This is a genomic window from Chryseobacterium sp. HNCC26DJ239, assembly GCF_057180445.1.
Genome location: NZ_JBXUGJ010000003.1, coordinates 244,163 through 257,192, shown reverse-complemented (window position 1 = coordinate 257,192; position 13,030 = coordinate 244,163). Strand labels below are relative to the sequence as shown.

11 protein-coding genes are annotated in these 13,030 nt (G+C 34.4%); 7 read left to right on the top strand and 4 right to left on the bottom strand.

Annotated elements, in window-relative coordinates; translation table 11 throughout:
* Positions 1 to 40 precede the first annotated feature (40 nt).
* A complete protein-coding gene (locus AC2A1D_RS07840; RefSeq protein ID WP_484043077.1) occupies positions 41 to 559 on the bottom strand; it encodes a DUF1761 domain-containing protein in 519 nt (172 codons plus the stop codon).
* 130 nt (positions 560 to 689) lie between these two features.
* On the opposite strand from AC2A1D_RS07840, the gene AC2A1D_RS07835 reads away from it, so the two are divergent.
* Positions 690 to 2,609: an ABC-F family ATP-binding cassette domain-containing protein gene (locus AC2A1D_RS07835; protein ID WP_484043076.1), complete on the top strand. Its 1,920-nt coding sequence runs from the start codon at positions 690 to 692 to the stop codon at positions 2,607 to 2,609.
* 79 nt (positions 2,610 to 2,688) lie between these two features.
* Here the strand turns inward: AC2A1D_RS07835 and AC2A1D_RS07830 are convergent, their stop codons facing one another.
* Positions 2,689 to 3,744 carry a Gfo/Idh/MocA family oxidoreductase gene (locus AC2A1D_RS07830; protein ID WP_484043075.1) on the bottom strand — a complete coding sequence of 352 codons (1,056 nt, stop codon included), beginning with the start codon at positions 3,742 to 3,744 and terminating at the stop codon, positions 2,689 to 2,691.
* 164 nt (positions 3,745 to 3,908) lie between these two features.
* Between AC2A1D_RS07830 and AC2A1D_RS07825 the strand changes: the two genes are divergently transcribed.
* The 3 genes from AC2A1D_RS07825 to AC2A1D_RS07815 all read left to right on the top strand — a co-directional run bounded on the left by AC2A1D_RS07825 (position 3,909) and on the right by AC2A1D_RS07815 (position 7,369).
* Positions 3,909 to 6,092, top strand: coding sequence for a TonB-dependent siderophore receptor (locus AC2A1D_RS07825; RefSeq protein WP_484043074.1), 2,184 nt, complete (start codon positions 3,909 to 3,911; stop codon positions 6,090 to 6,092).
* Positions 6,093 to 6,181: 89 nt separating this feature from the next.
* Positions 6,182 to 6,697 carry a hypothetical protein gene (locus AC2A1D_RS07820; RefSeq protein ID WP_484043073.1) on the top strand — a complete coding sequence of 172 codons (516 nt, stop codon included), beginning with the start codon at positions 6,182 to 6,184 and terminating at the stop codon, positions 6,695 to 6,697.
* An 81-nt stretch (positions 6,698 to 6,778) separates the two neighbouring features.
* Positions 6,779 to 7,369 (top strand): outer membrane beta-barrel protein, encoded by a 591-nt coding sequence (locus AC2A1D_RS07815; protein ID WP_484043072.1) that lies wholly within the window; start codon positions 6,779 to 6,781, stop codon positions 7,367 to 7,369.
* 105 nt (positions 7,370 to 7,474) lie between these two features.
* Here AC2A1D_RS07815 and AC2A1D_RS07810 read toward each other — a convergent pair whose 3' ends face one another.
* Positions 7,475 to 8,110, bottom strand: a complete 636-nt coding sequence (locus AC2A1D_RS07810) for a peroxiredoxin (protein ID WP_484043071.1) — start codon at positions 8,108 to 8,110, stop codon at positions 7,475 to 7,477.
* A gap of 94 nt (positions 8,111 to 8,204) precedes the next feature.
* Here AC2A1D_RS07810 and AC2A1D_RS07805 point away from each other — a divergent pair, with 94 nt between their 5' ends.
* Positions 8,205 to 9,104, top strand: coding sequence for a mechanosensitive ion channel family protein (locus AC2A1D_RS07805; protein WP_484043070.1), 900 nt, complete (start codon positions 8,205 to 8,207; stop codon positions 9,102 to 9,104).
* A gap of 98 nt (positions 9,105 to 9,202) precedes the next feature.
* On the opposite strand, the gene sucC is transcribed toward AC2A1D_RS07805, so the two are convergent.
* A complete protein-coding gene (gene sucC, locus AC2A1D_RS07800; RefSeq protein ID WP_484043069.1) occupies positions 9,203 to 10,393 on the bottom strand; it encodes an ADP-forming succinate--CoA ligase subunit beta in 1,191 nt (396 codons plus the stop codon).
* Positions 10,394 to 10,681: 288 nt separating this feature from the next.
* On the opposite strand from sucC, the gene AC2A1D_RS07795 reads away from it, so the two are divergent.
* On the top strand, positions 10,682 to 11,353 hold the full coding sequence (locus AC2A1D_RS07795; RefSeq protein ID WP_484043068.1) for a TetR/AcrR family transcriptional regulator: 672 nt from the start codon (positions 10,682 to 10,684) through the stop codon (positions 11,351 to 11,353).
* 4 nt (positions 11,354 to 11,357) lie between these two features.
* Positions 11,358 to 13,025, top strand: coding sequence for a peptidase domain-containing ABC transporter (locus tag AC2A1D_RS07790; protein WP_484043067.1), 1,668 nt, complete (start codon positions 11,358 to 11,360; stop codon positions 13,023 to 13,025).
* Positions 13,026 to 13,030: the final 5 nt, after the last annotated feature.

Sequence of the window (13,030 nt, the reverse complement as noted above, 5' to 3'; positions counted from 1 at the left end):
AAAAAGGCTACAAAAGTAGCCCATTATTTTTAATTGAAATTTATTTTGGAGTAACAAGGTTAAAACCATCCATTGCGTACCAACCGCAGATAATTCCGCCCATAATCATTAGAGTAATTGTCCAATATCCTGCATTAATGAAAACATACTTCCAAGATTTTCTTTCGAACATTGCATTAATTCCGAACACTGGAAAAACAAAAAAAAGACCTGTTAAAAAGGCGTGTAAAGCACCGTGTCCAAAAGAACGATATGCCAATTGATAGTCTTTCATAAACATTGTATAAGAAGGTTTTGCCAGTTCTTCGTTACCTCCAATCATTCCAAGAGCGCCAAACTGATGAATGGTTACAAACTGCAAAAACATTCCGATTAAAATAGAAAGTACAATCGAAAAAATGAAAATTAAACCCATGTTTGCATTCTTCATTTTGTCTTCAGTAACGCCGGCTTCACGCATCCAGGCTTTACCTAAAACTTTAGGATTATACCAAATAAAACCCATTACAAGAGGGATAAATGCAGCTACAAGAATTGCCAGAAAGTTGATAGGTAACATAATTTGTATTTTTAAAGTTAGTATGATAAATCTACATTAAAAAATAATACAACCCAACCATACCTACAAAATACTTTTGAATTTGTATTTTCGCACTTCGATAAATCATTCATCACTCAGCATTATTATAATGAACTACGTATCTGCAGAAAACCTTACCAAATCTTACGGCATCAAAGTTTTGTTCAACAATATTACTTTTCACATTAATGAAGGAGATAAAATTGCCATTGTTGCCAAAAACGGAAGCGGAAAATCTACCCTTTTGAAAATTTTAATGGGTAAAGAAGTTGCAGACAGCGGAACGGTGAAGATTAGCAAAGACATTCAAGTGGTTTTGTTTGACCAGGAAATTGATTACAATCCTGAACTTACAATAGACGAATTTATGATGACCTTAGATTCTGCGCCAATTGAAGCTTTGAAAAACTACCACAAATCTTTGCATTCTACCGACCAGGATTTTATCGAAAAAGCTTTGATAGAAATGGAAGTTCATAAAGCATGGGATTTGGAAAACGAAATGAAGCAAATTCTTTCGCAACTGAAAATCACCAATCTTGATGCAAAAATGGGAACGCTTTCTGGTGGACAAATAAAACGTGTTGCTCTTGCCAAACTTTTAACTGAAACCAGAGCCGAACACAGACACACATTGCTGATTATGGATGAGCCAACCAACCACCTCGATGTAGAAATGGTGGAATGGCTTGAAAACTATCTGAACAAAGCAAAAATAACCCTGCTTCTCGTAACGCACGACAGGTATTTTCTAGATTCTGTATGTGATATTATCTGGGAAATGGAAGACCAAAATCTTTACGTTCACAATGGCGCGTATGCAACGTATCTGGAAAATAAAATGATTCGTGAGGAAAATCTGAACGCAACCATCGATAAAGCCAACAACCTTTACCGAAAGGAATTGGAATGGATGCGAAGACAACCTAAAGCAAGAACTACAAAATCTAAAAGCCGAATAGACGCCTTTTACGAAACCGAAAAAACTGCGAAAACAGACACAAGAAAACAAGCCCTTGAACTCGATTTTGAAATGAAAAGACTCGGTTCTAAAATTTTAGAACTGAAAGACATCAACAAAAGTTTTGGAGAGAAAGTTTTATTTAAAGATTTCAGTTATCAATTCCAAAGAGGCGAAAAAGTAGGTATTATCGGGAAAAATGGTGCAGGAAAATCTACCTTACTGAATATTATCCAAGGTTTTGAAAAAGCAGATTCTGGAGAAATCGAAACCGGAGAAACTATTTCTTTTGGCTACTTTTCACAAAAAGGTTTATTTAGCGGAGACTACCCTTCGGCTGCGCTCAGGATGAATGAAAGAGTAATAGATTTTATTAAAGAAGTTGCAGAATATTATCCGCTTGCCAATGGAAAAAGCCTTTCTGCATCGCAGTTTTTAAGACTTTTCTTGTTTGATGACCAAACGCAATATTCACCAATTTCAAAACTTTCTGGAGGTGAAAAGAGGAGATTGCATTTGATGTATATCTTATATCAAAACCCTAATTTCTTGATTTTTGATGAGCCTACAAATGATTTGGACCTTCCGACATTAACGGTTTTAGAAAACTTTTTACAGCAATTTCAAGGTTCTTTAATTATCGTGTCTCACGACAGATATTTTATGGATAGAATTGTAGACCATGTTCTGGCTTTTGAAGGTGATGGAAAAATAAAAGACTTTATCGGAAACTTTTCTGAATATCGTGAAAGTAAAAAAACTGAAGATCGCAGTCAGAAATCTGAAAACATTCCTGATCCGGTAAATGTTGTAAAACCTGTTACTAACCAACAACCAGCTTCGCCGAGAAAAAAACTGTCTTTCAAAGAACAACGTGAGCTTGAAACGATAGAAAAAGAAATGCCCGAATTTGAATCTTCAAGAAATAAAATCCTCGACCAACTCAACAACGAAGCAGATTACGAGAAAATCGCAAAACTCTCTGCGGAATTAGAATCCATTTCTGAAAAACTGGAAAACCACGAATTGAGATGGCTTGAATTGCAAGAAATTTTAGGAGAAAATTAAATGGGTTTGAGCGTTGGAGAGTATGAGTATTTGAGAGTAAAAATTACTTTTTTCACTAAAACTCTCCAACGCTAAAACTCTAAAACCCTATCACTCTTCCCTCTTTTGCACTTTCTAAAGCGGCATCAATAATTTTCATATTTTGCACTACTTCTTCAGCTAGAGAAGGAACTGGATAACCGAAAACTACATGCTCATAAATAGCGTGATAGTAATTCATGTACGTTCCGGCTTCGCTTGATGTAAGTGTCCTGATTTCTTTGCCGTTTTCATCAAAATAATTTAAAATTCCGTCTTCAGAAGCGAGAGGATTCGTCCATTCTTTCCCGAATTCCGGAACTGCACCGGCAACCAATTCGTTTTCCTGATTGTCTGACCTTTCCTGAAGAAAGCAACCTTTATCTCCGAAAATTTTGTAAGCATAATGGTCTTCTTTAGTAAAAACAGACGATTTTAATCTTACACGTAAATCATTTTCTCCAAAAAGAAGAATTTCAAAATAATCGTTTGCAAACTCTTTTCCTTTCATAGAAAATACATCTGCAAAAACTTTCTTTGGAAAACCAAAAAGCGTTACAGCTTGGTCCACAAGGTGAGCTCCCAAATCGTGAACAGAGCCTGAACCAGGAAGATTAGGGTCTTCTTTATGAATTTTTGCACTGGCTTCGGTTCTGTAGCGGTCAAAACGAATTTCAACTTCGCGAATATTTCCTAAAATCTTTTGATTTAAAATATTTTTTACCTGTAAATAATCTCTATCAAACCTTCTGTTTTGATAAACACTTACAAACAGATTCTTTTCAGCTGCAATTTGCGCTAATTGTTCTGCTTCTTGGGTGTTGGTTGTGAAAGGTTTTTCAACCACAACATTTTTTCCTGCTTCCAAAGCCATTTTTGCATACTCGAAATGAGTTTGAACCGGCGTATTTACCACAATTAAATCTAAATCTGCATCCTTCAACATTTCTTCAACCGAGCGATAAATGGTTGCGTCGGGATAAAGTGCTTTTGATTCTTCCTTAGACCTTTCAACAATTGCTGAAAGAAAAAAACCTGGGTGTTCTTTCAAAAATGGAGCATGAAATACTTTTCCGCTCATTCCAAAGGCACATATGCCTGCTTTTATCAATTGCATAGTTTAATTTTTAACAAATATAGTTTATAAAATGTGCACCAAAGCTTTTCCATATTTAGAATAATTTAAAATAAAGTGACAAAAATCATTCTTTTATTTTTATTAATTCTAAATTATAATTTACTTTTGCAATCTATTTAAATTCTTTCTAAATAACTAAACTTATGAAAAAGCAACTGGTAGCTTTAGGACTTATTGTAGCGTGCTTCTCGGCAAATGCGCAACAGACAAAGACGGTAACAGATACATTAAGAATTCAAGAAATTGAAGATATCAACTTACACAAAACAGGAAATCCTAATAAAGCGAAACCTATGACAACTAAGTCTAACCTTAGTATCATGGAAACGCCACAACCAATTGCAATAGTTACCCATGAAATTATTGAACAGCAACAAGCAAAGCAATTAAGCGATGTAGTAAAAAACGTAAATGGAATTTATCTCACTTCGTCTAGAGGAGGTTCGCAAGACAGTTTTGGTGGAAGAGGTTTTACTTTCGGAAGTGATAACATATTTAAAAACGGAACAAAAGTAAACAGCGGAGTTTTCCCTGAAGTTTCTGGTCTTGAAAGAGTGGAAGTTTTAAAAGGCGCAAATGCGATGCTGTATGGTAATGTTGGGCCTGGAGGAATTGTAAATTTAGTCACTAAAAAACCAAGATTTGAATTTGGTGGAACTGTTGGAATGAGTGCAGGAAGCTGGAATTCTTACAAACCAACAATTGATATTTATGGTCCCCTTTCAAAGAAAGTAGCTTTTCGTATGAACGGAGCTTATGAATATGCTGAAAGTTTCAGAGACCTTGTTCAATCTAAAAAGAATTACTTCAATCCTTCTTTTGCTTTCAACATTAGTGATGATACACAAATTATTGTAGAAGCAGATTATTTATACAACTATTTCACCCCAGATTTTGGAATTGGTAGTATTACAGACAGCTCCACGGGAATTTCTACTTTAGCAACACAAATCGACAGAAGAACTTTCTTGGGAACCAATTGGCAATATCAAGAAGTACAACAGGCAACTACAGATGTAATTGTAAACCATAAGTTTAACGACAAATGGACAATTAATAGTGTTATTGCATATCAAAACTATACAAGAGATTATTTTTCTACTGAGAGAGTTCAGTGGGCATACAACTCTGCCGCGAATAATTTCAACCCAAGCTGGTCTAGACCTATCGGAAGAAGTTATAATGAGCAAAATTATACTTCGGCACAAATTAATGTAAACGGAGAATTTAAAACAGGTAAAATTGTTCACAAAATTCTCATCGGAGCAGATGGAGATTTAGGACAAGCAGATACGTACGCATATAAAATTGATGCTACTACGCCCGTTGTTTTATACTTAAATAACCCTTCTTCGTATACCAACGAAGGACCGATGCCAAATACAACTCGCTCTACAAGAAACAGAATCGATACTAAAAGATATGGAGTTTATGTGCAGGATTTCATCAATTTAACTCATGATTTCAAAATTCTTGCAGGAATTAGATATTCCAACATAAAAAATGATGATACTGTAGTAAAAAATTTCTTAGAAGGAACAGAAAAAACAACAGAAAATTCTGGAAGTTCTGATGAGGCATTTTCTCCAAAATTAGGCTTAATCTATAACCCAAATGATAATCTTTCTGTTTTTGCAACGTACACCAACTCATTCTCGCCAAATACAGGTTTTGACGAAAGTGGTGCTGCTTTGAAAGCGTCTACAGTAGACCAATATGAAGTGGGAGTAAAGAAAAACCTTTGGAACAATGCTATTGCAGTAAACCTTACAGCATATCAAATCAATAACAGAGACACCTATACCGCACCTTATTTACCAAGTGGAAACGTTGCTTTGTATAGAGTTTATGCAGGGAATATTCGCAGCCGTGGAGTTGAGCTTGATGTAACAGGAAATCCAAACAAAAATATCTCGTTAATTGGAGGAGTTTCTTATAACAACACTGTGTACACAAACACACCAGAAAATGGTTTTGTAGAAAATCAAAGATTGGTAAGAACACCTGCAGTTACAGCAAATGCTTCAGCATTTTATACATTTACTAGCTTTGCTAAAGGACTTAAAATTGGAGCTACAGCATTTTACACAGGAGACAGACAAGCTGGTTGGAACGATGTAAAAGGTCAAAAACAAGTAACAAGAATGATAGATGTAAACGGTTTTACCACTGTGGATATTTCTGTAGGATATGGCTGGAAAAAATTCATGGTTCAAGGGAAATTAGGGAATATCTTTGATGTCGTTAATTATAACATCCACGAAAACTATTCTGTAAACCCAATTACACCAAGAAATTATTATTTTACACTAACGTACAAACTATAATTTAGAAACAACAACGCTAAATAAATATAAAGTGGGAACGGCAATTTTGCAGTTTCCACTTTTGAAATTTTAAACAAAAACTAGAAAAAATGGACAAAATCAAAGACACTCGTTCTTTTATGAGAATCACCCACCGTTATTTAGGTTACTTTATGGCGGGAATTATGGCAATCTACGCAATTAGCGGGGTTTTACTTATCTACAGAGACACCGATTTCTTGAAAAATGAGAAGAAAATCGACAAAGTTGTAAAAAAGAATCTTTCTGAAAAAGAATTAGGAAAAGAACTGAGAATCAAAAATTTAGAAGTTGAAAAAACTGAAGGTAGCATTCTAAAATTCAAACAAGGAACTTACGATACTGCAACCGGACAGGCGAAATACACCAAAAAAGAACTTCCTTTTGTATTCGAAAAAATGACGAAACTGCACAAATCTCAGTCTAAAGACCGTCTTTCTCCGCTTAATGCATTCTTTGGAATTTGTCTTTTCTTCTTTGTAATCTCAAGTTTTTGGATGTTTAATGTAAAATCTAAAGCATTTAAAAGAGGAATTAAATTTACGATCGCAGGTCTTATCGCTGCTGTAATCCTTTTACTGATTTAAAACATAAAAAAATTTTAACGGTATTTAACAATAATTGGCTAAATTAGTACCTCAATAATTTTACTATTAATTACAAATACTATGAAAAAATTAATTTTTACAGCAGCTCTTGCTGTTGCCGGACTTGCCTCACACGCAAACGCTCAAATTCAAAAAGGGAACTGGTTTGTTGGCGGAACTATCATGAATGCAGATTTCGGTCTAGATAAAGGTGCTGGTTACAACATCTCTTTAGAGCCAAAAGGCGCTTACTTCATTCAAGATAATTTAGCAATTGGGGGTTATGTAAACTTCGGTTTTGCTGGTCAAAAAAACGCACCTACAACCTATGTTTACGGAGTTGGAGCTTTAGGTAGATATTATCTTAGCCCAGGAGAAAAAGGAGTAGATAATCTATTGAAACACGGAAGATTCTTCTTAGAAGGTACTGCAGGAATTGGCGGACAGTCTATTTCTGATGGTGGAGATTCTACAACAGGTTTAACTTTAGGAGTAGGACCTGGTTATGCTTACTTCATCACGCCAAACATCAGTTTGGAAGGAATGTTGAAATTCAACACTGTAGTAGGTTTCGGAGATACACCATCTTCTTCAAGACTTAACTTCGGTTTAGGATTTAGCATTTATTTGCCAACTTCAAAAGGAAAACAAATTATTAATGATGTGAAATAAGCGTCATTTCAATATTTAAACGAATTCAAAAAGCGGTCTGAAAAATTTTCAGGCCGCTTTTTTTCAAATTAAACTAAACTATATACTAATAAATAAAAAACCTTATTAAATATTCGGTTGTGGAGTGTATCGCAGATAAGGTTTTACTTCCCTCACTCCTTTTGGATACAATTCTTTTGCATCTTCCGTAGAAATCGTTGGCGGAATTATTACTTCTTCCCCATTTTTCCAATTCGCAGGTGTTGCAATCGTGTACTCATCAACCAACTGTAAAGAATCTAAAACGCGAAGCACCTCATCAAAGTTTCTTCCTGTTGATGCAGGATACGTAATAATGAGCCTTACTTTTTTTGCGGGGTCAATAATCAGCAAAGAACGTACAGTAGCGGAAGCAGAAGCATTGGGATGAATAAAATCATACAATTCTGAAACCTGCCTATCTTTGTCTGCAATTATAGGAAACTGCACTTCTGTCTTCTGAGTTTCGTTGATGTCTTCCACCCATTTTTTATGGTCTTCTACTCCATCTACACTTAGCGCGATTACTTTTGTATTTCTCTTTTTAAATTCATCTTTAAGCTTTGAGGTAAATCCTAATTCCGTAGTGCAAACTGGTGTAAAATCTGCAGGATGCGAAAATAAAATTCCCCAAGAATCTCCAAGAAAATCATAAAAATCAATTTCTCCTAATGAAGAATCGGCGGTAAAATCTGGTGCGGTGTCTCCTAGTTTTATTGACATAATATTTTGTTTTATTAGTCTACAAATTTAATAGACTTTATTTACTTGGCAAAATTTTTGTAGAAAAATATTTTTTTTAAATTTGAAGATTATTATGGAGATTAACGGACACAACTACGCAGATACAATCTACAAAGTACTAGAAAACTGGTATATAAGGTTTGCAGAACTTACCCCAAAACTTATTGTGGGAGCTATTGTTTTTTCATTTTTTATCTTAACCAGTACCTATCTGAGCAAAATTGCTGTAAAACTTTTTCATAAATTTCTTCCAAAAAGCAAAGCAGAAACATCTCTCACCACTACAATAAGTGTATTCCGATTTTTGATCTTACTTCTAGGAACTTTTATAACGCTAGAAATAATGGGCTTCTCAGGATTTTTGTGGAAGTTTATCGGAAGTTTAGGAGTTGCCGGTGTTATTGCCGGAGTCGCTTTAAAAGATCTTGTATCAAGTATTTTTTCAGGGCTGTTAATTGGGATGGACAAAGCTTTTAAAGTAGGAGATTACATTACGATTTCGAATTACTCAGGAACAGTACAAGAAATTGGTCTGCTTACGACTAAAATGATTACAGATGATGGTAAAAAAGTATTTATACCCAATCAAATTATTTTTAATGCACCATTTTTTAATGTAACTGCTTCGCCACAAAGAAGAATTATTTTAAACTTCGAGATTCCCGCAGACGAAAATATCAATATAGCAAAAACTAGTATTTTAGACGTAGTAAAAAATTTGTCTCATTTAGACAAGCCAGAAAATGTAGATGTAATTTACACAGATTTAAAACAGGGAGTTTTTACATTACAAGTAAGATTTTGGATGGAAACGGGAGCCAATATGCTTGCCGTAAAAAGCGAAGCTTATACAAAAATTAAGGAACGCTTAGATTCTGAAGGAATTCGCCTCGTAACTCCTACAAGTATTAATGTAACCACTACGGCTTCTGAAGCCACTACTTCTTCTAGCTCAAAACAAGTAGAAGATTAACTAATGTTATAAAAGTTCTTCAACAAACTGAAGATATTGTAAATAAAAAACCGTTTCATTTTCATGAAACGGTTTTTGTTTATTTTAAAAATTTAAGCTTACGCTAAAACTTCTTTTACTTTGTTTGCAGCTTCTTCTAAAGTAATTGCAGAGTGAATTGGCAATCCAGCATCATCAATTAATTTTTTAGCTTCAACAGCGTTAGTTCCTTGCAATCTTACGATCAATGGAACAGGAAGACTTCCCATTGCGTTGTAAGCGTCTACAACACCTTGAGCAACTCTGTCACATCTTACGATACCTCCGAAGATGTTAATCAAAATAGCTTTTACGTTAGGATCTCTTAAGATAATTCCGAAAGCAGTTTGTACTCTTTGTGCATCTGCAGTACCACCTACGTCTAGGAAGTTTGCTGGGTTACCACCAGATAATTTGATGATATCCATAGTTGCCATTGCAAGACCAGCTCCGTTTACCATACAAGCAACGTTACCGTCTAGTTTTACGAAGTTAAGACCTGCTTCACCAGCTTCAACATCCAAAGGATCTTCTTCTCTCTTATCTCTTAGCTCAGCAAGATCTTTGTGACGGTACAATGAGTTTCCATCCAAAGTTACTTTAGCATCTACAGCGATAATTTTGTTATCAGAAGTTTTTAAAACTGGGTTAATTTCGAATAAAGAAGCATCAATTCCTACATAAGCATTATATAAAGAAGAGATGAATTTTACGAATTCTTTGAAAGCATTTCCTTCAAGACCTAGGTTGAAAGCAATTTTTCTTGCTTGGAAACCTTGTAATCCTAAAGCTGGGTCGATTAATTCGTTGTGGATTAAGTGAGGAGTTACTTCTGCAACGTGCTCAATATCCATACCTCCTTCAGTAGAATATACGATTGTATTTTTTCCTTCAGCTCTGTCTAAAAGGATAGAAACATAAAATTCTTTAGTTTCAGTTTCTCCTGGGTAATAAACGTCTTCTGCAACCAAAACAGAATTTACTTTTTTACCTTCCGCAGATGTTTGCGGAGTGATCAACTGCATTCCGATGATGTTCTGAGCGTTTTCTTTAAGCTTATCCATGTTTGGAGAAAACTTAACACCTCCACCTTTACCACGACCACCTGCGTGAATCTGTGCTTTTACCACCCATCCTTGAGCTCCGGTTTCAGCAGTTAATTTTTCAGCAGCAGCTACCGCCTCGTCTACGTTGTTTGCTACGAAACCACGTTGAATGGCAACTCCGTACTTTGATAAAATCTCTTTTGATTGATACTCGTGAAGATTCATATTTATTTTTATTATATTTTATTAAAATTTAAAGGTTGACAAATTTAATAAAAATGAAATAAAGGTGGAAAGAAAATTCTATAACTTTTAACTGATAAAACACCTTTGGTTTAAATATCATATGTTTTGATTCTTAGGATCATAAAAATTGAAGGAAAAAATCTTAAATTTATGTTAAAAAAGAACGAAATTCTAATCACATTCTAATACTATTCTAATGTATAGTAATACTTTGATTGAAAATAGTTATTTAACTTTGAGTAAGAAACTTTTCAAACAAAAAAGTCTATGAATTTTCAGTTAAAATTTAAACTAAACGACAAACTATACCTCAAAGATCCCGAGAACAGTGAAATAGGAAAATCTATACTAAAACACGCTATAGAGCTGATTTTCGAGATAGGATTTGAGCATTTCACCTTTAAAAAACTGGCTGCAAGAATAAATTCTACAGAAGCTACCATCTATCGTTATTTTTCTTCAAAATACAAACTACTTACCTATATTTTGAACTGGTACTGGTCTTACATTGAGTTTATTTCTGAGCTAAAAACTTCCGAGATTAAAATACCATTAGAAAAATTAGAAAAAATCTTGGAAATCATCACTCATCATAATAATTCTTGTGAAGAAGTGGAAGATTACGATATTTCTAAATTACATGCGATTGTTATTTCGGAAAGCAGTAAATCTTACCTCGTAAAAGAAGTAGACGAAATCAGTAAAGAACTAGTCTTCAACCCACTAGAAAGCTTATGTAAATATATTGCAGATATTGTTTATGAGGCACAACCCAACTTTCCGTACCCAGTTTCAATGGCAAGTACTTTATTAGAAACTGCTCATGATCAACATTTTTTCAGTGAGCATCTTCCTAACCTTACAGACAACCAAAAAACCGAGCACAAAACTTATGTTCTCGGATATTTAAAACATATCACATTTAACCTTATCAAATAAGAAAATGGCATTAATAACAGCAAGCGAACACAGTAAAAAACTCTTTAAGTACATTACAAAAGAGAAAAAAGATGTAACCAACATCTATTTTTACGCAATTTTAAATGGTTTGGTCTCACTGAGCATCCCGTTGGGAATTCAGTCGATTATTAGCTTTATCATGGGAGCTACCATGGTTACTTCCATCTATTTACTAATATTCTTCGTTGTATTAGGAACTTTTTTGGTAGGACATTTTAGGCTAAAAGTTTTACAGATAATAGAAAAAATTCAACAGAAGATTTTTGTAGAATTTTCTATTGCCTTTGCCGAAAAGCTTCCAAAAGTAAATCTTTCAGATACTAGAAAATATTATTTGCCAGAACTGGTAAACCGATTTTTTGATGTACAAACGCTTCAAAAAGGAATTTCGAAAATATTATTAGAAATTCCTACAGCTTTAATACAGATTGTATTTGGGATACTTTTGCTTTCGTTTTACCACCCATGGTTTTTGGCTTTTGGTGCATTGGTGATTGTTTTGGTGGTTCTCATCTTTATTTACAGCATGGAAAGCGGGATAAAATCTAGCATTCAGGAAAGTGATAAAAAATACGACACCGCCGCTTGGATCGAAGATATTGCCGCTTCGGTAAAAACCTTTAAAATGCATTCCCGAAAAGAAACACATCTTGAAGGTACCGATCTCAGAGTTTCGGAATATCTAGACCACAGAACTTCTCACTTCAAAATTTTGGTATTTCAGTACAAAACCATTATAGCATTCAAGGTAATCATCACATTTGCGATTTTAGCAATCGGAACCTACTTAATGATTAATCAACAACTAAACATCGGAGCTTTTATTGCTGCCGAAATTGTGGTATTAACCATTATGTCGGCGGTTGAAAAACTTATTGTAAGTCTTGAAAGTTATTATGATCTTATTGCTTCTTATGCGAAACTTACCAAAGTGACCGAACTAAGCGAAGAAATTGAAGGCGATATCGAGTTATCGCAAAAAGATAAAGGCATTGAAATAGAGTTTAAGGAAGTCGCTTTTGGATTCAGCGATACACCTACTATTTTGTCTGATCTCAATTTTAAAATTAAAGAAAACAGTATTACGGTGGTGACAGGAAAAATGGGAACTGGCAAATCTCTGCTTCTCAACATGCTTGCAGGTTTTTACGAACCTACTTCCGGAACGATACTTTTTGATAAAATTCCTTTAACCAACCTAAACAAAACGCAGTTCAGAAATGACGTGGGTTTATATCTTGAAAATATGAAAGTAATACAAGGAAGCGTTTTAGAAAACATTCTTCTTGGTAATACAACAAGCAATACAGAAAGCATTCTGCATCTTTCTGATAAACTTGGTATAGAAAGTATTTCAAGTGCATTCAGCCAAGGTTTTAGCACAAATATTAGTGAGACAGATTCTGAACTTACTTTCAGCTCTAAAAAGAAAATTTTAATGCTTCGTTCTCTTTTAGGCGACAAAAGATTGCTTTTGCTCGAAAATCCAATTGCAGGAATGTCTGAACAATTCCAACATAAAATGCTTCAATACCTGCAAGAAATTAAACATAGTACAACAATCGTTATTGTTTCACCAGACGAGAATCTTATCTATAATGCAGATCAGCACATTCACCTGCAAGACGGAACTCTAAGAATTATTTCATAAAAATT